This window comes from Streptomyces amakusaensis, assembly GCF_039532665.1.
GTDB classification, from domain to species: domain Bacteria; phylum Actinomycetota; class Actinomycetes; order Streptomycetales; family Streptomycetaceae; genus Streptomyces; species Streptomyces amakusaensis.
This window is the reverse complement of record NZ_BAAASB010000001.1, coordinates 207,878-233,792: the sequence shown is the minus strand read 5'-3', so window position 1 is coordinate 233,792 and position 25,915 is coordinate 207,878. Positions and strand designations below refer to the sequence as shown.

The window sequence follows — 25,915 nt, the reverse complement described above, 5'->3', positions numbered from 1 at the left end:
CGGGTTCGGGTACGAGAGGTGGCCGGGGTGCGGACGGACGGAGTGCTCACGGGGCCCGGGGCGCCCTTCGCCGTGGTGCGGGGCGAGGACGGCGGTCTGCGGTACGCCGACGGGCCCCGCACACTGGTCGAGTTCGTGGAGCCCGTCTGGGCCTTCGGGGACCGGGTCTTCCTGATCGGGGAGAGCGCCTCCTACACCTACCGCGAGTTCTTCGCCGCCGCCTGCGCGCTGGCCCGGCGGTTCGCCGAGGTGTACGGACTGCGCCCGGGCGACCGGGCCGCGATCGTGATGCGGAATCACCCCGAGTGGCAGATCGCCTTCTGGGGAGCGCAGCTGGCCGGGCTGATCGCCGTACCCCTCAACGCCTGGTGGACCGAGGCGGAATTGACGTACGCCCTCGACGACTGCGCCCCCGCCGTGCTGCTGGTGGACGGGGAACGGCTCCCGGCGGTCGACGGCTGGCGGCGCGGGAACGGGGCGCGGGCCGTGGTCTTCCACGGCGAGCGGGACGGCCGGGCCGGCCGGGGCGCCGGGGTCGAGTGGTACGAGGACTTCGGGGCCCCCGACCCCTGCGGCGCGCCGCCCGCCGTCGAGATCCGGCCCGAGGACGACGCCACCATCGTCTACACCTCCGGCACCACCGGGCGGCCCAAGGGGGCCGTCGCCACCCAGCTGGCGATGGCCGGGGCCGCCACCCACCCGCGCTACCACGCCGCCGCCGCCGCCCTCGCGCGCGGCACGCTCCCGGGCATGGGGCCCGCCCCCGTGACGTTGATGACGTACCCCTTCTTCCATGTCGCCGCGTTCACCGCGCTCTGCTCGGCGGCGGCCGTCGGCGGCACCCTCGTACTGATGCGGAAGTGGGACGCCGAACGCGCCCTCGCGCTCATCGACGAACACGGCGTCACCCACTACGCGGGGGTGCCCGCCACCGCGCTCGGGCTGCTGGCCGCCGCCGAGCGCCACGGCTCCCCGCTGACCACCCTCGCCCATCTCGCCACCGGCGGGGCCCCGGCCCCCCGCGACCTGGTGGCGCGGCTCACCGCCCGTTACGGGCGGCGGGTGGAGCCCCGCAACGGCTACGGCCTCACCGAGACCGGCGGAGGCGTCCTCGCGAGCTTCGGCGACGAGTGCCGCCAGGAGCCCGCCTCCGTGGGCCGGCCCGCGCCCGCCGTCGAGACGAGGATCGCCGGGCCCGACGGGCGGGAGCTGCCCGAGGGCGAGGTCGGAGAGCTGTGGCTGCGCGGGCAGTCGCTCGTGCGCGGCTACTGGCGCGACGAGCGGGCGACCGCCGGGGCGTTCCGGGACGGCTGGTTCCGGACCGGCGATCTCGCCTTCGCGCGGGACGGCGGGCGGATCACCGTCGTCGACCGGATCACCGACATGGTGATCCGGGGCGGCGAGAACGTGTACTGCGCCGAGGTCGAGTCCGCCCTCCACGAGCACCCGGAGGTCGAGGACGCGGCCGTGTTCGGGGTTCCGGATCCCGTGCTGGGGGAGGAGGTCGTCGCCGTGGTGCGGCTGCGCCCCGGGGCGGCGGAGGCGTCCGGCGTCACCGGTGAGGCGCTCAGGCGGTACGCGGGGCTGCGGCTGGCCGCCTTCAAGGTGCCCGCCCGGGTGGCGCTGGGAGAGGTGCCGAGGAGCCCGACGGGGAAGGCGCTCAAGCGGGAGCTGCGGGAGGCGTTCCTCGCGGAGCACGGGACTCTGAGGACACGGCCTAAGGGCGGCGGGTGACCCGGACCGTGTAGCCGCCGCCGCGCTCCTTCCGCAGCACCGAGATCTTGATTCCGTTCTTCTTGTCGGTGAAGGACTGACCGGGCTGGTATGGCGCGTCCGAGAGTTCCGCGTGCACATTGGGCCGGCGGGTGCAGCCGCCGCTGTCCCGCTCGCTGTCGGCGACCGTGACCGGGCCCTGCCCGGTGTCCACGTCGCCGTGCACCCGGTAGATCAGCACCCCCGGCCGGCAGATGGCCTCGTCGTTGCCCGCGCGGGTGCGCACCTCGACGGCGTATCCGGAGTCCGGGGTCAGCGGGACGATCGTCATCTTCGCGCCGCCCGGGGCGGCGAGCGGGGTCAGGGTGTACTCGGCGGTGCCGGGCGCGGACGCGCAGCCGAGCTGGGCCGAGTCCAGCCAGCCGAGCTTCCACTTGTGCCAGCCCAGCAGATCGTTGTTGGCCCCCCAGTCCTCGGACATGATGTCCCAGTGGCCGACCGCGCCCCCGCCTTCGGAGGTGTAGAGGTCGGGCAGTCCGAAGACATGGCCGTTCTCGTGCGGCAGCACCCGGAACCCGGTCTCGGCGTACGAGCCGGAGCCGTCGTCCTGGCGGCTGTAGACGAAGGACGTGTTGGCGAGCGGGACGCCGTCGGCCAGCGGGGCCTCCGCGTTGCCCGAGAAGGTCACGGAGAGCACGGTGTCCAGGGCCGAGGGCCCGGCGTTGGGGGTGACGAGCACATTGACCAGGTCGTACGCGCTGAAGTCCACCTGCGAGTCGGCGACCGTGACCAGGTCCTCGACGAGTTTGCGATAGCCGGGCTCATAGGGTGAGCCGCGCTCTATGCCGTACTCCTCGAACGACAGCGGCATCCGCAGCCACTCGGTGACCGGTGCGTGCGGGCGGTAGTCGAGACGGCCGTACGAGCTGGTCCTGAACCAGTCCGAGGTCTGCGGGAAGAACTCGGCCAGCCGGTCCAGCGCCTTTCCCTCGCCCTCCGCGTCCGAGAAGTCGATCATCAGATTGAGGGCGCGGACCTCGCCCGTGGAGCGGGTGTAGCCGGGCGGGGTCGGTATGCCCTCCGACATCTGGATGTCCCGGGCGGCGGGGATGCGGCAGGGCCCCAGTCCGGTGGCGTCGGCCAGGGCCACCGGCCCGGCCGAGGGGGCGGGGGCGGGCGGGCCGCCGCCGGCGGTGGTCAGGGCCGCGAGCGCCAGCGCGGTGAGAACGGCGGCGAAGCCTATTCGGCGGGCCCGGTCCGATCCGTCCGCCCGGCCCGGTCCGTCCGCGCGGCGGGCCCGGCGTATCCGGTGGCGTATGCGGGCCATACAACCGCCTCGGGTCCTCGGCAGCAGGCCGGCCCTGACTGCGCTCTGTGGATCAGCCTGTGACGGGCGGCCGGGCGGCGCGCGCGGGGTGGGCCGTACGAGGGACCGGGGGCCGGGCGCGCGCCCCAAGTGAGAGTGATGCGGGTCACGGAGCGGAGGGGAAATAACCGGGGAGGTGCTCCCCGTTTGCACCCGTGTCATGGAGAACCGGGGAACTGCTCCCCGTTTGAAGATCGGGAGAGCCGTGGAGAGGGAGGGGACGGAGCGAGGAGGCCCGTCGAGACCGGGGCAGAGAGCGGGGAGTGCGCCCGGAGCGCCGCCGGATGCGAGGACTCGGGCGCGTCGCGCCCCGTGCCGAGGCCCAGGGCGGACGCCCTGCGGAACCGGGAGCGGATCGTGGCCGCCGCGCGCGAGATGTTCGTGGAGTTCGGATCGGCCGTCCCGCTGGACGAGATCGCCCGGCGCGCCGGCATCGGCAACGCCACGCTCTACCGGCACTTCGCCGACCGCCCCACCCTGATCCACGAGGTCGTGCTCTCCGTGGTCTCGCGCATCGCGGACCGCGCGGACGAGGCGGCGGCCGAGGAGGCCGACCCCTTCGACGCGCTGCGCCGCTTCGTCCACGCGGCGTCCGCCGAGCGCATCGGCGCGCTCTGCCCGGTGCTCTCCGGAGCCTTCGACGTGGGCCGCCCCGAGCTGGACGCCGGGCGCGCCCGCATGGAGCGCACCGTGCGGGAGCTGATCGAGCGGGCCCAGGCGGCGGGCCGGATGCGCGACGACGTCGCCGTCGGGGACGTCCTGGTCGCCATCGCCCAGCTCACCCGGCCGCTGCCGCACACCGGCTGCCCGGACATGGGGGATTTCATCCACCGCCATCTGGAGATCTTCCTGGACGGTCTCCAGGCCCCCGCCCGCTCACAGCTGACCGGCCGGGCGGCCACCATCGAAGATCTGCGAGCCCCCATGCCCCACTGACACCGAGCGGCAGAGAACCGGGGCAGGGCCTGAACCGGACCTCGAACCGGACCCCGAACCGGGCCTTCAACCCGAACTGAACGACTTCAGCCGGACCTGAACCGGGCCGGTGAGCGACGCGGCGAGCAGTGCCGCGCCTTCACGTCTTTTTGATCGATTCGCACCAAGAGGTGGCTACTCCCATGCCAAAAACATCCGGAACCTCCCTCCCTGATTCAGGATCCGCCGATCCGAATCGGTGGAAGGCGCTGGTCTTCATCGCCCTCGCCCAGCTGATGGTGGTGCTGGACGCGACGATCGTGAACATCGCGCTCCCCACCGCCCAGCAGGACCTCGGGATATCCGACGGAAACCGGCAGTGGGTCATCACCGCCTACGCCCTGGCCTTCGGCGGTCTGCTGCTCTTCGGCGGGCGCATCGCCGACCTCTGGGGACGCCGGCGCACCTTCATCGTCGGCCTGATCGGCTTCGCCGCCGCCTCCGCGCTCGGCGGTGCGGCCACCGGCGAGGCCATGATGCTGGGGGCGCGCGGCCTCCAGGGCGCGTTCGGCGCGCTGCTCGCGCCCGCCGCGCTCTCCCTGCTCGCGGTGATGTTCACCGACGCCAAGGAGCGCGCCAAGGCGTTCGGCATCTACGGCGCGATCGCCGGAGGCGGCGGCGCGGTCGGCCTGATCCTCGGCGGTTTCCTCACCGAGTATCTGAACTGGCGCTGGACCTTCTACGTCAACATCCCCTTCGCGATCGTCGCGGCCGTCGGCGCGTACCTCGTCATCCGGGAGCCGGAGAGCGCCCGCAACCGCTCCTCGCTCGACATCCCGGGCGTCGTCCTGTCCACGCTGGGTCTGGTGGCGCTGGTCTACGGCTTCACCCGCGCCGAGCACTCGGGGTGGACGGACGGTCTGACGGTGGGCGTGTTCGTCGCCTCCGTCGTGCTGCTGGCCGCCTTCGTCATCACCGAGGCGAAGGTCAAGGCCCCGCTGCTGCCGCTGCGCGTGCTCACCGAGCGCAATCGCGGCGGTGTCTATCTCTCGCTGGGCCTCGCCGTCATCGCGATGTTCGGGCTCTTCCTCTTCCTGACCTTCTACCTTCAGATCGTCCGGGGATACTCGCCGGTCAAGACCGGTTTCGCCTTTATGCCGATGATCGTCGGCATGATCGTGGGATCGACCCAGATCGGCACCAGGCTGATGACTCGGGTGCCGCCCCGGATGCTGATGGCCCCCGGCTTCCTGGCCGCCGCGGCGGGCATGCTGATGCTGACCCAGCTGGATCTGAACAGCTCGTACACCGGTCTGATCATGCCCGCGCAGCTGCTGCTGGGCCTCGGCATGGGCACGGCGTTCATGCCCGCGATGTCGCTGGCCACCTACGGGGTGGACCCGGCCGACTCCGGTGTCGCCTCCGCGATGGTCAACACCTCCCAGCAGGTGGGCGGCGCGATCGGCACGGCGCTGCTGAACACGATCGCCGCCTCGGCGACCACCTCGTACATCTCCGCCCGCGCCGCCGGCGCGGCGGACCCGAAGCTGCTTGAGCTCCAGGGCATGGTGCACGGCTTCACCTCCGCCATCTGGTGGGCGGTCGGGATCCTGGTGATCTCGGCGGGCATCGCCTTCGCGCTGATCACCAGCGGCCGGCCGGACACCCGCCCGGCCGGGGGCTCCGCCGACGGCGCCGAGGACGAGATCAGGATCCCGGTCGTCGCGCACTGAGCGCACTGAGCGCACTGACGGCCGGATCGGAGAACCCGAAGGGCCCCGCCCCGACACCGCGTGCGTGTCGGGGCGGGCCCTTCGGTCTCGCCGGTACGGGGCTCATCTCAGCCAGGGCAGATCCGCGCCGGAGTCCTCCGGCTGGAGCCCCTCCGCGAGCACGCGCATGATCTCGCCGAGCTGCGCCACCTGCTCCGGGGTGAGCCGGTCGAACATCGCCTGCCGCACCGTCTCCACATGTCCGGGCGCGGCCTTCTCCAGCACCGCGAAACCGGCGTCCGTCAGGATCGCGTTCTGTCCGCGCTTGTCGGACGGACACTCCTCGCGCCGCACCCAGCCGTTCTTCTCCAGCCGGGCGACGGCGTGCGAGAGACGGGAGCGGGTGATCTTGGCGTCGATGGCCAGCTCGGTCATCCGCTTGCTGCGGCCCGGGGCGTGCGAGAGCTGCACCAGCAGGCCGTAATAGATGTGTGGCATCCCCGCGTCCCGCTGGAGCCGGCGGTCGAGATGGTCGTCGAAGAGGGTGGTGGCGTGGAGGTAGGCGCGCCAGACACGCTGCTCGTCGTCGGTGAGCCAGCGGGTCTCCCGCTCGCCCCCGCCGGTGGGTGCGGTTGTCATGGGTCCACTGTACGACTACTTCTTGAAAGTTGAACTATATGGGTCTACGGTAGGCATCACTTTAAGTTTCAAGGATCTTTCGAGGATCGGAGTCGTCACGATGACCGCCACCCCGGTCGCGGAGCGGATGCCCGCGATCTACCTCTCGCACGGCGCTCCGCCGCTCGCCGACGACCCCCTCTGGCCCGGCCAGCTCGCCGCCTGGTCCGCCGGACTGCCCCGCCCCAAGGCCGTTCTGATGGTCTCCGCCCACTGGGAGGAGGCCCCGCTCGCGCTCGGCGCGACCGAGACCGTGCCGCTGGTGTACGACTTCTGGGGCTTCCCCGAGCACTACTACCGCGTGCGGTACGCGGCCCCCGGCGCGCCGGAGCTGGCCGAGACCGTGCGCAAGATGCTGCGCGGCCCCGGCAGCCCCGTACAGGACATCCCCGACCGGGGGCTCGACCACGGCGCGTACGTACCGCTGGTGGAGATGTTCCCGGCGGCGGACATCCCGGTGCTCCAGATCTCGATGCCCACCCTGGACCCGCGCCGGCTGATGGAGATCGGGCGCAAGCTCGCCCCGCTGCGCGACGAGGGAGTGCTGATCGTCGGCAGCGGCTTCTTCACCCACAATCTGGCGGCGCTGCGCCAGGGCGGGATCCCCGGCTGGTCGGCGGAGTTCGACGACTGGGGGAACCGGGCGCTGGCGGCGGCCGACGTGGACGCGCTGCTCGACTTCGAGCACACCTCCCCGGCCGGACGGCTCGCCCATCCGAGGACCGAGCACTTCGCCCCGCTCTTCGTCACCCTGGGCGCGGCCGAGGACGAGCTGGACGGCGCGCGGAGCGTGATCGACGGGTTCTGGATGGGGCTGGCGAAGCGCTCGGTGCAGTACGGCTGAGTCTCCCGGGCCGGGCCGGGTCTCCCGGCTCAGGACAGGAAGGGCTCGTTCAGCTCGATCGAGCGGACGGCGGCGGTCAGCGCGCGCTCGTCGCCGATGTCGAGCGCGGTGTCGGTGAACTTGATGGTGTGGTCCTCGCCGTGCGCCGCCGCCCGCTCGAAGATCTCCTGCGCGCTCGCCCGGGTCGGGAGGTACGCCGCCGGGGCGTCCGGGCTGTACGCGGCGGTCACCGCCGCGCTCGCCGCCCACGCGGCGGCCAGACTGACCGGCCACAGCTCACGGGGGAGCGCGGGCAGCACCCGCAGTACGGCGTTGGGGGCGGTCGCGGAGTGCACCAGCATCACCGGCTCGCCGTGGCCGTGGGTGGCGTAGCGGTGGGTCGCCGCCGTGACCAGCTCGCGCAGCCGCGCGTGCGCGGTGTCGGGGTCGGCCGGGGCGGCGGTGGCCGGGGGCCAGCCGGGGAAGGCGGTCAGCTGCTTCAGCCGGTACTCGATGCCGCCGGACCGGTCGGCCACCACGGGTACGGCGTCCAGCGCGGCGGCGGCGCCCGGCACGGCCGCCAGGGTCCGCAGCCCGCCCAGCGGGGAGTGCCGGGCGGCCCAGTAGCCGAGGGCGTGGGCCAGCTCGGTCACCCGGGGGCGGGTCTCCTCGGTGGTCAGCAGGGTGCGCACGGCATGGCCCGTCCGGATCACCGGATGGGTGGCGCCGCCCGCGATACCGGGCAGCAGCCGGGGCCACCACTCGGCCAGGACCTCCCGCCAGGGGTGTTCGGCGGTCTCCCGCTCGAAGTAATCCGTCCAGTCGGTGATCCGCTCCGGGTCGCCGAGCGCCTCGCGCCAGTTCGCCCCGGTCACCCGGGTGTGCCGGGGCGGCATCTCCTCCAGCCTGTCGCGGTAGCGGTCGAGCCAGCGGTGGACGGTCCCCGCCTGGCCGTGGCGTACGAGGGCCTCGACGGCCATCGGCGCGTGATTGCTCAGCCGGCCGAGGAACTCGGGGCCGGAGGCGTGGATACGGTCGAGCGCTTCGTCGAGAGTGCCGGTGGTGTCCATGCGCCGACCGTAGGCGCGGGCCCGCCGGGTCCGTAACGGGCTGGAGTCCTACACCTGGTCCTACACCTCGGGACCGATCCGGCCCGGTACCCGGCGTGGCCCGTGCGGGGCGCGCGCCGGGGGCCGGGCAACCGGGGAGCGGCGGAGACCGTCCTTCAGGGTGGGAACGCGGTCCCGGACGACGTTGTTCACCCGTACGCCGACGAGATGAACGCGACAGGCGTGACGGACGTCTCATGGGGTAGTCGCGCAGCGCGCCGCCGAGGGAGTCGGATCGACTGCCACGACCGGTCTGACCTGCGCCTCCAGTGATTCCGCGGTCATCTGTTCCGCCTCGGCGGCGGGACAGGGTACTGCAAGATCGTAAAAGTGGAGGTGCCACATGGGAATTCTGTCCGGATTCCAGTCGTTGTTTCCATCGGATGCAGGGCACCCGGAAGGGTGTCGCGACCTACTCAGCAAGGGAGCTCGCATGGCAACCCGTGCCGTCGCCCGTCGCCAGTCCGAGACCACGAGGACCACCGGCCGGGCCAGCAGCGTTCGCGCGGTGAGCGGCGAGATAGCCGACCGCGACCTGGTCGGCATGTACCTCGACGAGATCGCGCGCACACCGCTGCTCGACGCCGCCAAGGAGGTCGAGCTGTCCCAGATCATCGAGGCGGGTGTCTATGCCCGGCAGATCCTGGCCGGCGATGCCGAGAGCGAGAGCGGTGCCGCGGGCGCGGCGCGCGAGGAGCTCGAAGCCCTGGTGGCCGAGGGAGAGCGGGCCAAGGACGTCTTCATCCGCTCCAACCTCCGGCTGGTCGTGGCGGTCGCCCGGCGCTATCCGCGCAGCGGGCTGCCCCTGCTCGACCTGATCCAGGAGGGAAACGCGGGCCTGGTGCGCGCGGTCGAGAAGTTCGACTACGCCAAGGGTTTCAAGTTCTCCACGTATGCCACCTGGTGGATCCGCCAGGCGATCACCCGCTCCATAGCCGACCAGTCACGCACCATCCGGCTCCCCGTCCACCTGGTGGAGGAGCTGGGCAGGATCCGCCGGGTGCAGCGCGAGTTCAACCGCGAGAAGGGCCGCGAGCCGGAGCCCGCCGAGATCGCGGAGGAGCTGGCCTCGACCCCCGCGCGCGTCATCGACGTGCTGGACTGGGCGCGTGATCCGGTCAGCCTGAACATGCCGGTGGACGACGCGGGCGAGACCCAGTTCGGCGATCTGCTGGAGGACACCTCGGCGGTCTCGCCGGAGCAGTCGGTGCTCACCCTGCTGCGCAGCGAGGGCCTCGACGATCTGATCGGCAAGCTCGACCAGCGCACCGCGTCGATCATCCGGATGCGGTACGGCATCGTGGACGGCCGCGAGCGGACGCTGACGGAGGTCGGCAAGGAGCACGGTCTGACCCGGGAGCGGATCCGGCAGATCGAGAAGCACGCTCTGCTGGAGCTGAAGAAGATGGCACGGGACACCGGCTTCGACGCCGCCGCGTGATCCCGTCCGCCGGGCGGGACCGCGCGATCCCGCACCCGCCCGCCCAGAGCTGGGCCCCGAGGCCATTCCCCCCCCTTGGCCTCGGGGTCCTTTTTTCTGCCCTCTCCTCCGTCCCTCCTCCTCCGTCCTCATGCCTTCGCGGTGGCCGAGCGGGTCAGCCGGGCCCCCAGCTCGCCGAGGTGCGCGACCAGGGCCGGCGGCCCGTGCACGGTGAACTCGCAGTCGACCAGCGCCAGCCGCAGGGCCAGCCACTCCAGCGAGTCGGCCGACCGCGCCACCAGCCGGCAGCTGCCCTCGCCCGTCGGGGACGGGGTGAGCGACTTCGGCAGCCGCGCCGAGACGAACGCCGCCGGGGCCTCGAAATCCACGTCCAGCGCGTACTCCTGCCGGGGCGGGCGGGTGTGTTTCAGCAGCTCGGCCCCGGCCGCGGGCAGCTCCCGGGGGGTGAAGCGCGCCCCCGTCGCGAAGGGCTCCGACACCCGGTCGACCCGGAAGGTCCGCCAGGCCTCCCGCTCCATGTCGTACGCCACCAGGTACCACCGGTAGCCCGTCGAGACCAGCCGGTGCGGCTCCACCAGACGCTTGCTCTCGACGCCGTCGCCCGCGCGGTAGCCGAAGCGCAGCCGCTCCCCGCCGGTGGCCGCGCTCGCGATCGCGGTCAGGGTGCGGGGGTCGATCGTCGCGCCGTCGCCCCTGGCCAGCGGGACGGTGGCGGCTTGCAGAGCGGACACCCGGTGCCGCAGCCGGGCGGGCAGCACCTGCTCCAGCTTGGCCAGCGCCCGTACCGAAGCCTCCTCGACGCCCTCGATCGCATGGCCCGCCCCGGCCCGCAGCCCCACCGCGATCGCGACGGCCTCCTCGTCGTCCAGCAGCAGCGGGGGCATCGCCGCTCCCGCCACCAGCCGGTAGCCGCCGACCGCGCCCTTGGTCGCCTCGACCGGGTAGCCCAGCTCCCGCAGCCGGTCGATGTCGCGCCGGATCGTCCGCGCGCTGACCGAGAGACGGCGGGAGAGCTCGCTGCCCGGCCACTCGCGCGGGGTCTGAAGGAGGGAGAGGAGATTCAGCAGCCGTGCCGGAGTGTCCGTCATGGGCACCAGGATGCCTCTGATCTAGGACATGTTCTGGCCTAGAACCCACTTAATGTCTTCCCCATGAGCCAACAGAGCCAACAGCCCGTCCCAGCGGGCGGCACCTCGGACAGCCGCCGCTGGATCGCCCTCGCCATCGTCATGACCGCCGCGTTCATGGACCTGGTCGATGTCACCATCGTGAACATCGCGATCCCCAGCATCGAGCGGGACCTCGGCACCTCCTTCAGCGAGATTCAGTGGATCACCGCCGGTTACGCGCTCGCCTTCGCGGCCGGTCTGATCACGGGCGGTCGGCTCGGTGACATCTACGGCCGTAAGCGGATCTTCCTCATCGGCATCGCCGGTTTCACCCTCGCCTCCGCGCTCGGCGGCTTCGCCGCGAGTTCGGAGATGCTGGTCGGCTCCCGGATCCTCCAGGGCGCGATGGCCGCGCTGATGGTGCCGCAGGTGCTGTCGATCGTTCACGCCACCTTCCCGGCGCATGAGCGGGGCAAGGTCTTCGGCCTGTTCGGCGCGATCGTCGGCCTGGGCGCGGTCTCCGGGCCGCTGCTCGGCGCGCTGCTGACCCAGTGGAACCTCTTCGGCCTGGAGTGGCGGCCCATCTTCCTCATCAATCTGCCGGTGGGCATCGCCGGTCTGATCCTCGGCCGGAAGTACATCACCGAGTCCCGTGCGCCCAAGGCGCTCAAGCTGGACCTGATCGGTGTGCTGATGGTCACCACGGCCCTGCTGATGCTGATCTACCCGCTGACCCGGGGCCGTGAGCTGGACTGGCCGCTGTGGGGACATCTGTGCATGGCGGGCAGCCTGGTGGTGCTGACCGCGTTCGTGGCGTACGAGCGGCACAAGACGCGCAAGGACGGCTCGCCGCTGGTCGAGCTGGAGCTGTTCAAGGTGAAGAGCTTCGCCGCCGGTATCGCGGTACAGCTCGTCTTCGGCGTCGCCCTCGGGGTGTTCTTCCTGGTGTGGACCTTGTACATGCAGATAGGGCTGGGCTGGACCCCGCTGCGGGCCGGGCTGACGGGCGTCCCGTTCTCCATCGCGGTGTCGGCCGCGGCGGGTGTGTCCGTGCAGAAGCTGGTGCCGCGCTTTGGACGGAAGGTGCTCCAGGCGGGCGCGCTGACGATGGCCGCGGGCGTCCTGCTCTACATCTGGGCGGCCGGGCACTACGGCACCGGGATCAGCTCCTGGCAGATGGTGGCCCCGCTGATCGTCATGGGAGTGGGCATGGGGCTCATCGTGGCCCCGCTGACCGACGCGGTCCTCTCCGAGGTGCCGCGCGAGCACGCGGGCTCCGCCTCCGGGCTGATCAACACGATGGGTCAGACCGGCAACGCGCTCGGCCTCGGCCTGGTCTCGGTGGTCTTCTTCGGCTCGATGAGCGGCTCGACCGGCGACGGGATCTCGGAGCACTCGGGGGCCGGCGCGGGCGCCGGGGCAGGGGTGCCGGAAGCGGTCGGCAAGGCTTTCGCGGACGCCTTCCAGAACTCCCTGTCCTGGGTGGTCGCCGTACTCGTGGTGATCTTCCTGGTGATGTTCGCGCTGCCCGCCCGGCCCGGGCCGAAGCCGGAGGCCGCCGGGCCCGCCGATCCCACCGAGCCCGAGGCGCACCGGGAGCCGGTGCTGACGCACTGACCCCCGCCGAAAGACCTCATCGCACCCGCGCGCGCAGCTCCATGGCTTCGCGCGCGGTGTGCTCCGAGGTGTACACCTCGCACATGTGGCGGCCGTCGGGGGTGGCGGTGTGCTCCACCTCCCACAGACTGATCTCGGCTCCGTCCAGCAGCAGGAACGCGTGCTCGTAGAGCGTGAACCCGGCGTCCTTGCCGCCCACCAGGCACTGCCGGGCGGAGACCTGGGTGATGTGGTGGGCGAAGGAGGCGCGCAGCAGCCGGGCCGTCTTCTCGCCCGGCCGGTCCGCGTTCTCCGCGCGGCGCAGGACCCGGCGGGCGTGGTCCGCCGAATCGTCCGGCGCGTACATCCGGGGGAGCGCCGCCGGAGGCGCGGCGATCAGATCGGCGAGCAGCGCGAAGTCCGCGTCGGGATCGCCGGACGGGCCCGTCGGCCCCGGGCGGACCGCCTCCGGCCGGCCGGAGGGCCAGGAGGGCCCGTCGTCCGCGCCGCAGGGCGGAGGGAACGGGGACGGCGCGATGCCGCCGGGCTCGTCCGTGTCGGCGAAGCCGGGGAACCCCGCCGGGAGCCGGGACGCGGCGAGGCGCACCTCGGACTCCTCCGTGTACAGCTCGTGCTGCTCGACACCGCCCCGGGGGCCGGTGCTGTGCACCAGCTCCCACAGCGTGAGCGCGCTGCCGTCGCTCAGCAGATAGGCGTGCCGGTAGGTGGCGCGGTCCAGCGAGCCGCTGTCGTGCGAGGAGTGCAGCGAACTCGCGTGAGCCAGTGCCGAGTCCAGTCGTTCGACCGTGGTGTCGGGCAGGTCGAAGGAGTTGAGCGCCCGGCCCAGGAGTCGCTTGAGGTGTGCCTCGGTCGTCTCATGCGGATCGTTCAAGGTGGGTCTCCAGGCCGTCGCCACAAGTAACTCGTTGATTGCTAAAAGTAGCCTCTTGTTCTTGCAACTCGTCCCCTCGTTGCGAAAAACGAAGCAAGTCTTTGTGAAGTTCCCCGCTTCGTGTCAACGGGCATGGCCCAGGGATCAGTTGATGTCGTACAGCTCCCGGTACGAGGGGAAAACCCCGCCGGGGCCGCTCACGCTCTCGGCCGCCAGGACCGCCTTCACGATGGCGCGGCTGACGCAGTCCGCGCCCGCCGCCAGCACATCGTTGAGCGCGAGCGGGTTTCCGGCGGCCATCTCCACGGCCCCGGTGGCGAGGGCGAAGACGGTGTCGCCGTCGTTCAGGAGATGCGCCGGGCGCACGGCGCGCGCGATGCCGTCGTGCGCCGTGCCCGCGAGCTTCCGCGCCTGGGCCCGGGTGAGCGCGGCATCGGTGCCGACCACCGCGAGTGTGGTGTTCAGCGGCTGCGGACCGCTCGCCGCCACCGCCTCCGCCAGCCTCCGGGCCGCCCGCGCGCGCACCGCCGGGCCGGGAGGGCGTACGGCGCCCTCGAAGTACCTCCCGTACAGCACCCCCGTGAGCGGATCGACCACCGACCCCACCGCGTTGACGGCCACCAGGGCCGCGACGGTGATGCCCGGGCCCGGCAGGAACAGGCTCGCCGTCCCCACCCCTCCCTTCAGACCGCCGGCCACCGCGCCCGTCCCCGCGCCCGTGTTCCCCATCGCCACCGGCGCGCCGAGCCCTCCGCGCGCCGCGTCCTCGATCGCGGCCCGCCCGGTGGCCGCGTCGGGCCGGGCCCGCCACTGGCCGCCGCGCCCCAGGTCGAAGAGGCAGGCGGCGGGCACCACCGGCACCACCTGCCCGGGGCCGCCGACCGGCACCCCCCGCCCCCGCTCCTCCAGCCAGGCCATCACCCCGCTCGCCGAGTCCAGCCCGTAGGCGCTGCCGCCGGTCAGGACGACCGCCTCGATCCGCTCCACCAGATTGCGCGGGTCGAGCGCGTCGGTCTCCCGGGTGCCCGGACCGCCGCCGCGCACATCCACGGCGGCCACCGCCCCGCCCTCCGGCGCGAGGACGACCGTCGTACCGCTCAGCGCCCGCTCGCCCGGCACCCGCGCGTGCCCGACGCGCAGCCCGGCCACATCCGTCAACGCGTCGTTCCCGCCCGGCGGCCCCGCCCAGTCGTTCATGCCTCCCTGCGTATCACGGCCGGGCCCCGGGGCCGGTCCGCGCGGGCCCATTACGCCCGTACGGGCAGCGGCTCCCGCGAGCGCCGGCCGAGGGCCACCCCGGCCGCGACGGTGGCCGCGGCGACCAGCCCGGCCGCGAACACCGCCCAGCCGCCCGCGAGGGTGCATCCGAGGGTCGCCGCCGCCGCCAGCGGGAGAAGCAGCTGCTGGGCCGTGCCGTGCTTGAAGTGCCGGGCGTGCAGCAGCCAGACGGTCAGCAGGAACACGGCCGTGGGCACCGTGACGGAGGCTCCCGCCGCGAACGAGGAGATGTGCGCGACCCCGGCCCCGTGCTCGACGGCCACCTCCATGCCCGCCCCGATCGCCGCCGCCGAGCCGAAGATCAGCACATGGCCGTAGCCCCAGGGCAGCGCCTGCCGGTTGGAGATCAGCCGTTCGTGCGCCGGCACGGCGAAGTAGATCCACCACGCCGAGAAGACGATCAGCAGCCCGCCGGCGGCGACGGGCAGCAGCTCGGCGACCGCCTTGTGCTCGTCCAGCGCCGACTGCACGGCGACCGTGCTCGCCGCCATCGTCTCGCCCAGCACGATCAGGGTGAACAGCCCGTACCGCTCCACGATGTGGTGCGCGTGCCACGGTGTCTCCCGGTGCCGCTCGGCGAACGGCGGGACCAGCAGCTCGGCCACGAGCACGATCGGGAACAGCCAGTGCCGCCAGCCCTGCGGCGCGAACAGCAGGGCCACCCAGCCCGCCTGGCAGAGCGTGATCCCGGCGACATATCTCAGCGCGACCGTCCTGGCCCGGCCCCGCTCCGCCGAGGCCGCCCGCAGCCACTGACTCGTCAGCGCCAGCCGCATGATCAGATAGCCGGCGACCGCGACGGTCCACTCGTTCTCGTTGAAGGCCCGGGGGATCCCGGCCGCGTAGACGAGGACGCCCGCGATCTGGACGAGGGTCGCGATCCGGTAGGGGACGTCGTCGCAGTCGTACGCCGAGGCGAACCAGGTGAAGTTCATCCAGGCCCACCACACGCCGAAGAAGACGAAGCAGTAGCCGACGAAGCCGGTGGCGGGGCGGCCCTCGGCGAGCGAGTGGACGAGCTGCGCACTGGCCTGGGCGACCGCGACCACGAAGCACAGGTCGAAGAAGAGCTCCAGCGGGGTGGCCGCGCGATGCGCCTCGTCCCGGCTGCGGGGAGCCATCCGCCGCAGTGGCTCGTAGCCGTCCGCCGCGGTGTCCGCCGCGGTGCCGGGCCCGTGCGCCGGGTCCGGGTCCCCCGCGTTCTCCGGGGCGTCTGAGCTGCCTGAGCGCGTCATGGGTCCAGAACAGCAGAGACCCCGCCGCCGGGCGGCGGGACGCGCGCCCGCCGGGTGACGTCCCATCCGCCCGGCCCTTCGGCCCCGGGCCGGGACCCGGGGCGGGGGAGCGCCGGGCACCGCCGCCGTACCCTGGAGACATGAGCACCGCCCCCGCCCCCGGACCGCGAGACGCGAAGCCTTCCCGACAGCGGCCCGCCGCGCCGAGGATCGACTTCGACGATCCGCTGGACCAGCAGTCCTCGGACGATACGGACCGGGGATGGGGCGAGCGGCCCGCCGCGAGCGGCGGCTCCGCCGACGACTTGGCGCGCTTCCTCGACGAGAAGCCGCCCCACCACCTCTGAGCGCGGGCCCTCCCGGCGTCGGGCCCCGTCCTCGCTACAGCCTGCCGGGCCCGGATTCCGTACCGGGCCCGGAGCCGGGACCGCTGCCGAAGCCAGTGCCCGATCCGAGGGCCGAGCCGCCCCGGGACTGCGCCACCAGCGCGTCCCGGATCTCCTTGAGCACCTCCAGCTCGGACAGCTCCACGACCTCCTTGGTGCCTTCCTTCGCCGCGTCCCTGGCCGCCTTGCGCGCCAGGTACTTCGACATGGGCAGCACCATCAGGAAGTAGACGACGGCGGCGGTGATCAGGAAGGTCAGAATGGCCCCGAGGACGGAACCCCAAAGGATCTTGATGCCGTCGACCTCGCCGTTCACCACCTTGCAGGTGCCCTTGAGGCAGGAGCTGTAGGCGTCGAGATCCTTGGTGCCGAACGCGCCGACCAGCGGGTTGATGATGCCCTTCACCACGGAGTTCACCACTGAGGTGAACGCCGCGCCGATGACGACGGCCACCGCCAGGTCGATCACATTGCCGCGCATCAGGAAGGCCTTGAAGCCCTCCAGAACGCTGACCTTCTTCTCGCTCACAAGTGAGCCTTTCTTCGCATCTCGTACAGGGGACGGAACAAAACCCCCCGCAACCTACGGCAAGGCCGGGGCGCGCTGTCCACTCCACGGGTACGAAGAGGTGACGCGTCGGTACGTCAGTACGAGTGAACGCCCTTTCCACTCCCGGCCGACGGCTCAGCACAGGGTCACCGCCAGAGCGCCCGCCGCGCTCGCGGCGGCCAGTTCGGCCGCGACGGCGCGCGGCACGGAGAGCATCACCAGCGCGCCGCCGTCGGCCGGACCGGCCGCCCTCGGCACCCCGGCCACCCGCACCCCCGTCGCCACCACCCGGGCCCCGGGCTGATCGGCCCGGTCCGAGCGCGGCGGCGGAGGGAGGGGCATCGCGATCACATCCACCCGGTCGCCAGGACGCAGCAGCCGGACCGTCGCCGCGTCGGCGATCCGCACCGGGGCCGACACCAGCGCGTGGACCACGGGCCTCCGTGAGACCCGCTCCCCGCCGCCCGCCCCGTCCGGAACGGCCCGCCCGGTCCCGGCCCCGGCACTCCCGCCGTCAGCGCCACGGGGAGCCGACGCGGCCAGCGCCGCCGCCGTCAGCGCGACCCCGGCCGCCAGCGCCCGCCGCCGTCTCCCGACCGCCCGGCGCAGCCGGTGCGCCCCGCCCCGGACCCGGATCGGCGCGAACTCCGGGACCCCCGCGGGAGAGGAAGAGCCGGAGGAGGACGCAGAGGAAGAAGGGAACGACATCGGTACCCGCACCGCCCGTCATGGAGAGGGTGTCCCGGCCGCCGTCACCGGCCGGAACCTCGCCCCTTCACGATGCGCCGTCCGCCCCGATCCCGTCGAAGCCTGTGGACGGCCCACGGCCTGTGGACAACTCCCTCACCCGGACGAGCTCCGAGCAGCGGCCAGGACAGCCGTCAGAGCAGCCGTCAGGGCAGCTCCAGCCCCAGCTTCCACCCGTCGTGAACGCTCACGCACAGACAATCCCGCTCCCCGGTCGCCGGCAGCGCCCCCACCGCGTCGAAGAGCACCTTCCGCAGCTCCCCCACCTTCTCGCCGAAGACCCGCATCACCTCCGTGTGCGAGACCCCCTCGCCGGTCTCCGTCCCCGCGTCCAGGTCGGTGACCAGCGACAGCGAGGTGTAGCAGAGCGCCAGCTCACGGGCGAGGACCGCCTCCGGATGCCCGGTCATGCCCACCACCGACCAGCCCGCCGCCGCGTGCCAGCGCGATTCGGCCCGGGTGGAGAACCGCGGCCCCTCTATGACGACCATCGTTCCGCCGTCCACCGGCTCCCAGTCGCGCCCCCGCGCCGCCTTCAGCGCCACGGCCCGGCCGGTCGGGCAGTACGGATCGGCGAAGGTGGTGTGCACCACATTGGGGACAACGCCGTCGGCCCTGGGCTCCCCGTCGAAGTACGTCTGCGCCCTGGTCTTCGTCCGGTCCACCAGCTGATCGGGCACGAGCAGCGTCCCCGGCCCGTACTCGGGCCGCAGCCCGCCCACCGCGCACGGCCCGAGCACCTGCCGCACCCCCACCGAGCGCAGGGCCCACAGATTGGCCCGGTAGTTGATGCGGTGCGGCGGGATCCGGTGGGAGCGGCCGTGCCGGGGGAGGAAGGCCACCCGCCGCCCGGCCACCTCGCCGAAGAAGAGGGAGTCGCTGGGGCTGCCGTAAGGGGTGTCGATCTCGACCTCGGTCACGTCCTCCAGGAAGGAGTAGAAACCCGAGCCGCCGATGACACCGATCTCCGCGTTCATGTCCACGTCCACGTCAGTCATGCCGAGCACACTATCGACGCGCGGAAGAGGCCCATGGGGACGGAGCGGGGACGGATGCGCCGAGGGCCCCGCCGTGTGGAACGGCGGGGCCCTCGGCGGAAATCGGTGAAGACCGGTGAAGAAGAAGAGCCGGAATCAGGCGGCGGAGCTGCTGCCGCCGGAACCCGTGGAACTCGACGACGACGAAGATGAGGACGAGGTCGATGAAGAAGAGGACGCGGACGACGAGGACGCGGACGCCTTCGCGTCGGACGACGACGACTTCGTGTCGGACGACTTCGACGTGGACGACGCGGCAGGCGTGCTGCTCGACGAGGAGCCCCTGCTGTCGTTGCGGTAGAAGCCGGAGCCCTTGAAGACAATGCCGACTGCCGAGAACACCTTCTTCAGGCGTCCCTCGCAATTCGGGCACACGGTCAGGGCGTCATCGGTGAACTTCTGCACCGCCTCGAGGCCCTCGCCGCATTCGGTGCACTGATACTGGTAGGTCGGCACTGTGTCTTCCTCCTGGCACTCTGACTCAATGAGTGCTAACGACGGTCCATAGTGACGTATTCCGCTGCGTCAGTCCACCGCCACCGGCTCTCGGTGATCCATCCCACTCGCCCCACGGGCGGCGATCAAGCCCCCGCCCTGGCCCCCGCCGCCCTGCGGCGAAAGCCGGGAACGCAAGGTCAGAAGCGTGATCAGAGCCAGTACGGTGCCCACGAGCGGCACCACGAAACCCGCGCTCGCGCCCTTGGCGTCGGCGAGCTGTCCGGCCGCCGTGACGGCCGCCGCCTGGCCGAGAGCCACCGCTCCCGTCAGCCAGGTGAAGGCCTCGGTACGGGCCGAGGCCGGCACCAGCGACTCCACCAGGGTGTAGCCGCCGATCAGCGCGGGGGCGATGCAGAGCCCGACCAGCAGACCGAGCGCCGCGAGCAGGGCGACCGAGTGGACCGCCCAGAGCCCGGACGCGGCCAGGGTGAGCCCCACGTAACCGATCACCACTCTGCGTCGCGGGCCGCTCTTCCAGGCGATGGCGCCGCAGGCGACGCCCGCGAGCATGTTGCCCGCCGCGAAGATCCCGTACAGCAGCCCGTTGACGCTCGGGTTGCCGATCTCCTCGCTGAAGGCGGTCAGCGAGACCTGCATGCCGCCGAAGACCGAGCCGATGCCGAGGAAGGCGATCACCAGGACGCGTACGCCCGGTATCGAGAGCGCCGAGACCCGGGGGCCGGAGCCGTCGGCGGAGCCCCGCGGCAGCACCTTCGGCTGGGTGCGCTTCTGCGCGGCGAAGAGCAGACCGCCGACCAGGGTCAGGGCCGCTTCGGCGATCAGGCCGGCCGCGGGGTGGACACCGGCGCAGAGCGCGGTGGCGAGGACCGGTCCGACGACGAAGGTGAACTCGTCCGTCACCGACTCGAAGGCCGCGGCCGTCGGCATCAGCGGCGAACCGTCCAGCTTCGCGGCCCAGCGGGCGCGGACCATCGGGCCTATCTGCGGTACGGAGGCACCCGTCGGCACCGCCGCGACGAACAGGGCCCACAGGGGGGCGTCCGCGAGCGCCAGGGCGGTCAGGGCCGATACGGACACGGTGTGGATGAGCACACCGGGGAGCAGGACGGCGCGCTGGCCGAAGCGGTCGGCGAGCTTGCCGCTCTGCGGGGCGAACAGGGCCATCGAGACACCGGTCGCGGCGGCGACGGCTCCGGCGCTGCCGTAGGAGCCGGTGGTGTGCTGGACCAGCAGCACGATGCCGATGGTGAGCATCGCGAAGGGCTGTCGGGCGGCGAAGCCCGGAAGCAGGAAGGTCCAGGCGCCGGGGGTGCGGAGCAGCTGTCCGTACCCGGGGCGGGGGTCTTTCGTGACCGTGGATGCCACGGCCCGTGCCTTTCTGCCGCCTGGTGACGTCCCCGGGGGTACGGGGAGGCCGAGAGCTGTCCTCTACGCGCGGGACTGCGGTAGATACCGGGTCCTGGGGGGACGATTCGGCCGCCATACGGTCGCGCCAGCTCTGCGTCAGGCAGAGGTGGTCGATCAATACCCGCTCATATTACAGGGAGCCCCGGCCTGCCGTCCTGACCGGCCGGGCCCGGCCGGCCAGGACGGCGGAGGGGGTCACTGCCCCGTGCCCAGCCAGCCCGCGAGCTTGCCGCCGTGGGCGACGGCCCGGAGGCGTTTCTCGGCGGCGTCGCGTACGGGGTCGGTGGCGACGACGAGCAGCTCGTCGCCCCGGCGCAGCACGGTGGCCGGCAGCGGGACGAAGCTCTTCTCGTCGCGGACGACGAGGGTGACCGCCGCCCCCGGCGGCAGCCGCAGCTCCGCGACCTCGACGCCGTGCATCTTGGACTCGCCGGGGATCGAGACCGAGAGCAGATGCCCGCGCAGCCGCTCCAGCGGCGCGGACTCCACGCCCAGGTCGGACGGGTCGCCGGGGCCGATCTTCAGGGACTTGGCCAGCCAGGGCAGGGTGGGGCCCTGGAGCAGGGTGTAGACGACGACCAGGACGAAGACGATGTTGAAGATCCGGTCGCTGCCCTCGACCCCGGCCACCATGGGGATGGTGGCCAGGATGATGGGCACCGCCCCGCGCAGCCCCGCCCAGGAGAGCAGCACCTGCTCCCGCCGGGGGATGCGGAACGGCAGCAGGCTGAGGACGACCGACACCGGCCGCGCCACCATGGTCAGCACCAGCCCCACCGTCACCGCCGGCCAGAAGTCGTCCACCAGCTCGTGCGGCGTCACCAGCAGACCGAGCAGGACGAACATCCCGATCTGGGCGATCCAGCCCAGTCCCTCGGCGAAGCCCCGATTGGCCGGGGCGTGCGGCAGCTTGGCGTTGCCGAGCACCATGGCGGCGAGGTAGACGGCGAGGAATCCGCTGCCGTGGGCCATGGCCCCGGCGGCGTACGCCACCACCGCGATCGCCATCACGGCGATCGGGTACAGGCCCGAGGCGGGCAGCGCCACATGCCGCAGTCCGAACGCGCCGAGGAATCCGGCCGCGAGGCCGACGGCCGCGCCGATGGCGAGTTCCAGCGCGATCGTGCCGACCAGGACGTACCAGTCGTCCACCGGACCGGCCGCCGAGAAGGCCACCACCAGGATGACCACCGGGGCGTCGTTGAACCCGGACTCGGCCTCCAGCACACCCGTCACCCTGGACGGCAGCGGCACCTTGCGCAGTACGGAGAAGACCGCGGCCGCGTCCGTCGAGGACACCACGGCGCCGATGATGAGCGCCTGCCGCCACTCCAGGCCGACCAGATAGTGCGCGGCGGACGCGGTGATGCCCACACTGATCGCGACGCCGGCGGTCGAGAGCGCGACGGCCGCGGGCAGCGCGGGTTTGACCTCGTGCCACTTGGTGCCCAGTCCGCCCTCGGCGAGGATCACCACAAGCGCGGCATAGCCGATCACCTGCGTCAGTTCGGCGTTGTTGAACTCGACGTCGAAGAAACCGTCCTGCCCTATCGCGATCCCGATGCCGAGATACAGCAGCAGGCTGGGGAGCCCGCTGCGCGAGGAGACGCGTACCGCCGCGACGGCGATGAGCAGCACGAGCGAGCAGATGAGCAGGAGTTCGTTGAGCTGGTGGACAGTCAGTGGCCGATCCTTCCCCTCGCGCCTCTACGTGCCGGATCGCTGATCCGGGCGGCGACACTTCGTTACCTTACCTAATCTTTAACGTTTCCTTGACGCCCGATCCTGTGTGGATCTTCTCCGCGGACAGTCGTGTGTCCGCCCCGTGAACAGGGGTCCCGCGCGCTCGGCCGCCGTATCGCTTTCGGATACCGCGTCAGGGGCGGTGGGGCGCTGCGCCTATGGTTGGCTCCAGCACTCCTGTACCAGCCTGCGCCTCGAAGGACAGCGATGCCCTCCAAAAAAACCGCCTCTTCCCCCAAGAAGAAGGGGCGACGCGCCCGCCTGCTTGTGATCTTCCTGGTACTGGCGCTGCTCGGCGGCATCGGATACGGCGGGTACTGGGGTGTCAGCACCGTGCGCGCCTCCTTCCCGCAGACCACCGGCACGATAGAGATCGAAGGCCTGCGCGGCGAGGTCGAGGTGAAGCGCGACGACTACGGCATTCCGCAGATCTACGCGGACACCGACGAGGATCTCTTCCGCGCTCAGGGCTTCGTCCACGCCCAGGACCGCTTCTGGGAGATGGACGTACGCCGTCATATGACGGCGGGACGGCTCTCCGAGATGTTCGGCGAGAGCCAGGTCGAGACGGACGCGTTCCTGCGTACGCTCGACTGGCGCGGCGTCGCTCAGAAGGAATACGACGAGAAGCTGACGCCCGAGACGAAGAACCACCTCAAGGCGTACGCGGCCGGTGTCAACGCGTATCTCGCGGGCAAGGGCGCGAAGGACCTCTCCGTCGAGTACGCGGCGCTCGCCTTCACCAACGACTACAAGCCCGAGCCGTGGACGCCGGTCGACTCGGTGGCCTGGCTCAAGGCGATGGCGTGGGACCTCCGGGGCAACATGGAGGAGGAGATCGACCGCTCGCTGCTCACCAGCAGGCTGAGCAAGAAGCAGATCAAGGAGCTGTACCCGGCGTATCCGTACGACAGGAACAAGCCGATCATGGAACGCGGCGGGATCGACCCGGTCACCGGGAAGTTCGACCCGGAGGCCGCGCCGTCGGGCACCGCCAACGGCCAGACCGCACCGGTCGGATCGGCGACGGGCACGGGCACCGGTACGGGTACAGGGACCGGCACCGGTACGGGCACAGGCACGGGCACCGGTACGGGGACTGGCACAGGGACCGGGACCGGGACCGGTACAGGCACCGGGACGGCCGGCACCCCCGCCGACGCCACCCAGGGCCTCAACACCCAGCTCGCCGCGCTCGCCGACACCCTCGACACCATCCCCGCCCTGCTGGGCCCCAGCGGCAACGGCATCGGCTCCAACTCCTGGGTCGTCTCCGGCGAGTACACGACGACCGGCAAGCCGCTGCTCGCCAACGACCCGCACCTCGCCCCCCAGCTGCCCTCGCTCTGGTACCAGATGGGCCTGCACTGCCGGAAGGTCAGCGAGTCCTGCCAGTACCAGACCGCCGGATTCACCTTCTCCGGAATGCCCGGTGTGATCATCGGACACAACAAGGACATCGCCTGGGGCTTCACCAACCTCGGCGCGGACGTGACCGATCTCTACCTGGAGAAGCTCACCGGCAACACCTACCAGGTCGGTGACGAGCAGAAGAAGCTCATCACCCGCAAGGAGGTCATCGAGGTCGCGGGCGGCAAGCCGAAGCCCATCACGGTCCGCGCCACCGAGCACGGCCCGCTGGTCTCCGACCGCAGCACCGAACTGGCGCAGGTCGGCCAGAAGGCCCCGGTCTCCAACGCCGCCCCGGACCGCGCGACCGGCTACGGCGTCGCGCTCCAGTGGACGGCCCTCCAGCCCGGCAAGTCGATGGACGCGGTCTTCGCGCTCAACCGCGCGAACGACTTCGCCTCCTTCCGCAAGGCGGCCAAGGACTTCGAGGTCCCCTCCCAGAACCTGATCTACGCCGACAGCGAGAACAACATCGGCTACCAGGCCCCCGGCAAGATCCCGAGGCGCGCGACGGGCGACGGCTCCGCCCCCGCGCCCGGCTGGGACCCGAAGTACCGCTGGGAGGACTACATCCCCTTCGACGAGATGCCGTACGAGCTGAACCCGAAGCGCGGCTTCATCGTCACCGCCAACCAGGCCGTCGTGGACGCCGACAAGTACCCGTACGCCATCACCGAGGACTACGGATACGGCGCGCGCAGCCAGCGGCTCAACAACCTCATCGAGTCCAAGATCAAGGGTGGCGGCAAGATCTCCACCGAGGACATGCGGACGATGCAGATGGACAACGCGAGCGAGATCGCGAAGCTGCTGACCCCGCATCTGCTGAAGATCGACATCGACGACCCGTATGTCCGCGAGGCCCAGAAGCTGCTGGAGACCTGGGACTACACCCAGGAGCCGGACTCGGCCGCCGCCGCCTACTTCAACGGTGTGTGGCGCAACATCCTCAAGCTCGCCTTCGGCAACAAGCTCCCCAAGGAGCTGCGGGTGGAGGGCGAGTGCCTGAGCGTCCGCCCGGCGGACAGCACCGTTCCGGACGACGAGCTGAGCGAGCGGGTCATCGAGTGCGGCGAGCGCGACGCGGACTCGGCGCAGCCGGACGGCGGCGACCGCTGGTTCGAGGTGGTGCGCGGCATCGTCGAGGACGAGAAGAACCCGTGGTGGCGCGCGCCCGCCACCCGCTCCGACAAGGCCGCCGACACCCGTGACGAGCTGTTCGCACGGGCCATGGAGGACGCCCGCTGGGAGCTGACGGCCGAGCTGGGCAAGGACATCGACAGCTGGAGCTGGGGCAGGCTGCACCAGCTGAAGCTGAAGAACCAGACCCTCGGCACGGACGGCCCCGGCGTCCTGAAGTTCCTGCTCAACCGGGGCCCCTGGGACCTCGGCGGCGGCGAGGCCACCGTCAACGCCACCGGCTGGAACGCTGCCGCCGGCTACGACGTCGTCTGGGTGCCGTCCATGCGGATGGTGGTGAACGTGGGCGACTGGGACAAGTCCGACTGGATCAATCTGACCGGCGCGTCCGGGCACGCCTACAGCGCGCACTACACGGATCAGACCGACAAGTGGGCCGAGGGCGAACTCCTCGACTGGTCCTTCACCGAGGAAGCGGTCGAGACCAACACCGTCGACACACTCACGCTGAAGCCGTAAACCGGCGCACCCCCTCGGGGGTGACCACAGCCTGTACGGGGTGGTCGTGCGGCTCCTCCGGGACCCGCGCGACCACCTCGTTCGCGTACAGCAGCACCACCAGCGCCGGGTGCGCGCCATGGGCCGCGAGCCGCGCGAGCACCCGGTCGTACGAGCCGCCCCCGCGCCCCAGCCGCATCCCCCGGCCGTCCACCGCGAGCCCGGGCAGCAGCACGGCCCCGGCGGCGAGCACCGCGTCCGGGCCCAGCCGGGGCCCGTCCGGCTCCAGCAGCCCGCGCCCGGCGGCGACGAGGTGCTCGGCGCCCCGGTACTCGCCCCAGTCGAGATCGTCGTCGGCCATCAGGACCGGCAGCAGCACGCGTACGCCCCGGGCGCGCAGCGCGTCGATCAGCGCGCGGGTGCCCGGCTCGCTCCCCACCGAGACATAGGCGGCGACGGTGGCCGCGCCCGACAACTCCTCCAGCCGCGCCGCCCGGTGCGCGAAGGCGGCGTCGGCCTCCTTCAGCAGCTCGGGGGTGAGCCGGCGCCGTGCGGCGAGCAGTTCACTCCGAATGGCGCGCTTTGTGGTCATTTCTTCGCCCATGGGGGATGAAAGGCCTCTCCTGTCGTGGCTCGGGACGGAGGGCTTGTCCGATGCCCGCTCCGCCTCC

22 protein-coding genes are annotated in these 25,915 nt (G+C 71.9%); 8 read left to right on the top strand and 14 right to left on the bottom strand.

What is annotated here, in order from left to right:
* Window positions 1-18: 18 nt before the first annotated feature.
* A complete protein-coding gene (locus tag ABD371_RS01005; RefSeq protein WP_344471550.1) occupies window positions 19-1,734 on the top strand; it encodes a class I adenylate-forming enzyme family protein in 1,716 nt (571 codons plus the stop codon).
* Here ABD371_RS01005 and ABD371_RS01000 read toward each other — a convergent pair.
* Entirely contained in the window at window positions 1,718-3,040 is a 1,323-nt protein-coding gene (locus tag ABD371_RS01000) for a M6 family metalloprotease domain-containing protein (RefSeq protein WP_344471549.1), read from the bottom strand. The two genes, ABD371_RS01005 and ABD371_RS01000, sit on opposite strands and share 17 nt — an antisense overlap.
* A 351-nt stretch (window positions 3,041-3,391) precedes the next feature.
* On the opposite strand from ABD371_RS01000, the gene ABD371_RS00995 reads away from it, so the two are divergent.
* Both ABD371_RS00995 and ABD371_RS00990 read left to right on the top strand, forming a co-directional pair.
* Entirely contained in the window at window positions 3,392-4,015 is a 624-nt protein-coding gene (locus ABD371_RS00995) for a TetR/AcrR family transcriptional regulator (RefSeq protein WP_344471546.1), read from the top strand.
* A 182-nt stretch (window positions 4,016-4,197) separates the two neighbouring features.
* Window positions 4,198-5,727 (top strand): MFS transporter, encoded by a 1,530-nt coding sequence (locus ABD371_RS00990; protein ID WP_344471545.1) that lies wholly within the window; start codon window positions 4,198-4,200, stop codon window positions 5,725-5,727.
* A gap of 102 nt (window positions 5,728-5,829) precedes the next feature.
* Here the strand turns inward: ABD371_RS00990 and ABD371_RS00985 are convergent, their stop codons facing one another.
* Entirely contained in the window at window positions 5,830-6,345 is a 516-nt protein-coding gene (locus ABD371_RS00985) for a MarR family winged helix-turn-helix transcriptional regulator (RefSeq protein ID WP_344471544.1), read from the bottom strand.
* A gap of 100 nt (window positions 6,346-6,445) precedes the next feature.
* Here ABD371_RS00985 and ABD371_RS00980 point away from each other — a divergent pair, with 100 nt between their 5' ends.
* Window positions 6,446-7,228: a dioxygenase family protein gene (locus ABD371_RS00980; protein ID WP_344471543.1), complete on the top strand. Its 783-nt coding sequence runs from the start codon at window positions 6,446-6,448 to the stop codon at window positions 7,226-7,228.
* A 29-nt stretch (window positions 7,229-7,257) separates the two neighbouring features.
* Here ABD371_RS00980 and ABD371_RS00975 read toward each other — a convergent pair whose 3' ends face one another.
* Window positions 7,258-8,277: a questin oxidase family protein gene (locus ABD371_RS00975; protein ID WP_344471542.1), complete on the bottom strand. Its 1,020-nt coding sequence runs from the start codon at window positions 8,275-8,277 to the stop codon at window positions 7,258-7,260.
* 472 nt (window positions 8,278-8,749) lie between these two features.
* Between ABD371_RS00975 and ABD371_RS00970 the strand changes: the two genes are divergently transcribed.
* The gene (locus tag ABD371_RS00970; RefSeq protein WP_190122371.1) at window positions 8,750-9,757 is read left to right on the top strand and encodes a sigma-70 family RNA polymerase sigma factor; all 1,008 of its coding nucleotides are present in this window, start codon (window positions 8,750-8,752) and stop codon (window positions 9,755-9,757) included.
* A 128-nt stretch (window positions 9,758-9,885) separates the two neighbouring features.
* On the opposite strand, the gene ABD371_RS00965 is transcribed toward ABD371_RS00970, so the two are convergent.
* Window positions 9,886-10,845 (bottom strand): helix-turn-helix transcriptional regulator, encoded by a 960-nt coding sequence (locus ABD371_RS00965; protein WP_344471541.1) that lies wholly within the window; start codon window positions 10,843-10,845, stop codon window positions 9,886-9,888.
* A 63-nt stretch (window positions 10,846-10,908) separates the two neighbouring features.
* On the opposite strand from ABD371_RS00965, the gene ABD371_RS00960 reads away from it, so the two are divergent.
* Window positions 10,909-12,483 carry an MFS transporter gene (locus ABD371_RS00960; protein ID WP_344471540.1) on the top strand — a complete coding sequence of 525 codons (1,575 nt, stop codon included), beginning with the start codon at window positions 10,909-10,911 and terminating at the stop codon, window positions 12,481-12,483.
* 16 nt (window positions 12,484-12,499) lie between these two features.
* Here ABD371_RS00960 and ABD371_RS00955 read toward each other — a convergent pair whose 3' ends face one another.
* The 3 genes from ABD371_RS00955 to ABD371_RS00945 form a co-directional block, all read right to left on the bottom strand.
* A complete protein-coding gene (locus ABD371_RS00955) occupies window positions 12,500-13,354 on the bottom strand; it encodes a DUF6227 family protein (protein ID WP_344471538.1) in 855 nt (284 codons plus the stop codon).
* A 144-nt stretch (window positions 13,355-13,498) separates the two neighbouring features.
* On the bottom strand, window positions 13,499-14,551 hold the full coding sequence (locus ABD371_RS00950) for a P1 family peptidase (RefSeq protein WP_344471536.1): 1,053 nt from the start codon (window positions 14,549-14,551) through the stop codon (window positions 13,499-13,501).
* Between the two features lie 50 nt (window positions 14,552-14,601).
* The gene (locus ABD371_RS00945) at window positions 14,602-15,867 is read right to left on the bottom strand and encodes a low temperature requirement protein A (RefSeq protein ID WP_344471535.1); all 1,266 of its coding nucleotides are present in this window, start codon (window positions 15,865-15,867) and stop codon (window positions 14,602-14,604) included.
* Window positions 15,868-16,007: 140 nt separating this feature from the next.
* Between ABD371_RS00945 and ABD371_RS00940 the strand changes: the two genes are divergently transcribed.
* Entirely contained in the window at window positions 16,008-16,214 is a 207-nt protein-coding gene (locus ABD371_RS00940; protein WP_344471534.1) for a hypothetical protein, read from the top strand.
* Window positions 16,215-16,248: 34 nt separating this feature from the next.
* Here the strand turns inward: ABD371_RS00940 and mscL are convergent, their stop codons facing one another.
* The 6 genes from mscL to ABD371_RS00910 form a co-directional block, all read right to left on the bottom strand.
* On the bottom strand, window positions 16,249-16,782 hold the full coding sequence (gene mscL, locus ABD371_RS00935) for a large conductance mechanosensitive channel protein MscL (protein ID WP_344471533.1): 534 nt from the start codon (window positions 16,780-16,782) through the stop codon (window positions 16,249-16,251).
* A gap of 156 nt (window positions 16,783-16,938) precedes the next feature.
* Window positions 16,939-17,511, bottom strand: a complete 573-nt coding sequence (locus ABD371_RS00930; RefSeq protein ID WP_344471532.1) for an RcpC/CpaB family pilus assembly protein — start codon at window positions 17,509-17,511, stop codon at window positions 16,939-16,941.
* A 185-nt stretch (window positions 17,512-17,696) separates the two neighbouring features.
* Window positions 17,697-18,548 (bottom strand): S-methyl-5'-thioadenosine phosphorylase, encoded by an 852-nt coding sequence (locus ABD371_RS00925; protein ID WP_344471531.1) that lies wholly within the window; start codon window positions 18,546-18,548, stop codon window positions 17,697-17,699.
* Window positions 18,549-18,683: 135 nt separating this feature from the next.
* Complete coding sequence (locus tag ABD371_RS00920; protein WP_344471529.1) at window positions 18,684-19,043, bottom strand: FmdB family zinc ribbon protein; 360 nt, start codon at window positions 19,041-19,043, stop codon at window positions 18,684-18,686.
* A 69-nt stretch (window positions 19,044-19,112) separates the two neighbouring features.
* The gene (locus ABD371_RS00915; RefSeq protein ID WP_344471527.1) at window positions 19,113-20,411 is read right to left on the bottom strand and encodes an MFS transporter; all 1,299 of its coding nucleotides are present in this window, start codon (window positions 20,409-20,411) and stop codon (window positions 19,113-19,115) included.
* A gap of 237 nt (window positions 20,412-20,648) precedes the next feature.
* Window positions 20,649-22,091 carry a potassium/proton antiporter gene (locus tag ABD371_RS00910; RefSeq protein WP_381734868.1) on the bottom strand — a complete coding sequence of 481 codons (1,443 nt, stop codon included), beginning with the start codon at window positions 22,089-22,091 and terminating at the stop codon, window positions 20,649-20,651.
* A 312-nt stretch (window positions 22,092-22,403) separates the two neighbouring features.
* On the opposite strand from ABD371_RS00910, the gene ABD371_RS00905 reads away from it, so the two are divergent.
* The gene (locus ABD371_RS00905; RefSeq protein WP_344471525.1) at window positions 22,404-25,265 is read left to right on the top strand and encodes a penicillin acylase family protein; all 2,862 of its coding nucleotides are present in this window, start codon (window positions 22,404-22,406) and stop codon (window positions 25,263-25,265) included.
* On the opposite strand, the gene ABD371_RS00900 is transcribed toward ABD371_RS00905, so the two are convergent.
* Entirely contained in the window at window positions 25,249-25,836 is a 588-nt protein-coding gene (locus tag ABD371_RS00900; protein WP_381734871.1) for a 5-formyltetrahydrofolate cyclo-ligase, read from the bottom strand. The two genes, ABD371_RS00905 and ABD371_RS00900, sit on opposite strands and share 17 nt — an antisense overlap.
* Window positions 25,837-25,915 lie beyond the last annotated feature (79 nt).

What these genes read in the sequence shown, in the direction of transcription:
- ABD371_RS01000 (WP_344471549.1), bottom strand. Translation starts at nt 3,040, where the DNA reads ATGGCCCGCATACGCCACCGGATACGCCGGGCCCGCCGCGCGGACGGA.
- ABD371_RS00990 (WP_344471545.1), top strand. Translation starts at nt 4,198, where the DNA reads ATGCCAAAAACATCCGGAACCTCCCTCCCTGATTCAGGATCCGCCGAT.
- ABD371_RS00985 (WP_344471544.1), bottom strand. Translation starts at nt 6,345, where the DNA reads ATGACAACCGCACCCACCGGCGGGGGCGAGCGGGAGACCCGCTGGCTC.
- ABD371_RS00980 (WP_344471543.1), top strand. Translation starts at nt 6,446, where the DNA reads ATGACCGCCACCCCGGTCGCGGAGCGGATGCCCGCGATCTACCTCTCG.
- ABD371_RS00975 (WP_344471542.1), bottom strand. Translation starts at nt 8,277, where the DNA reads ATGGACACCACCGGCACTCTCGACGAAGCGCTCGACCGTATCCACGCC.
- ABD371_RS00970 (WP_190122371.1), top strand. Translation starts at nt 8,750, where the DNA reads ATGGCAACCCGTGCCGTCGCCCGTCGCCAGTCCGAGACCACGAGGACC.
- ABD371_RS00965 (WP_344471541.1), bottom strand. Translation starts at nt 10,845, where the DNA reads ATGACGGACACTCCGGCACGGCTGCTGAATCTCCTCTCCCTCCTTCAG.
- ABD371_RS00960 (WP_344471540.1), top strand. Translation starts at nt 10,909, where the DNA reads ATGAGCCAACAGAGCCAACAGCCCGTCCCAGCGGGCGGCACCTCGGAC.
- ABD371_RS00950 (WP_344471536.1), bottom strand. Translation starts at nt 14,551, where the DNA reads ATGAACGACTGGGCGGGGCCGCCGGGCGGGAACGACGCGTTGACGGAT.
- ABD371_RS00945 (WP_344471535.1), bottom strand. Translation starts at nt 15,867, where the DNA reads ATGACGCGCTCAGGCAGCTCAGACGCCCCGGAGAACGCGGGGGACCCG.
- ABD371_RS00940 (WP_344471534.1), top strand. Translation starts at nt 16,008, where the DNA reads ATGAGCACCGCCCCCGCCCCCGGACCGCGAGACGCGAAGCCTTCCCGA.
- ABD371_RS00930 (WP_344471532.1), bottom strand. Translation starts at nt 17,511, where the DNA reads ATGTCGTTCCCTTCTTCCTCTGCGTCCTCCTCCGGCTCTTCCTCTCCC.
- ABD371_RS00925 (WP_344471531.1), bottom strand. Translation starts at nt 18,548, where the DNA reads ATGACTGACGTGGACGTGGACATGAACGCGGAGATCGGTGTCATCGGC.
- ABD371_RS00905 (WP_344471525.1), top strand. Translation starts at nt 22,404, where the DNA reads ATGCCCTCCAAAAAAACCGCCTCTTCCCCCAAGAAGAAGGGGCGACGC.
- ABD371_RS00900 (WP_381734871.1), bottom strand. Translation starts at nt 25,836, where the DNA reads ATGACCACAAAGCGCGCCATTCGGAGTGAACTGCTCGCCGCACGGCGC.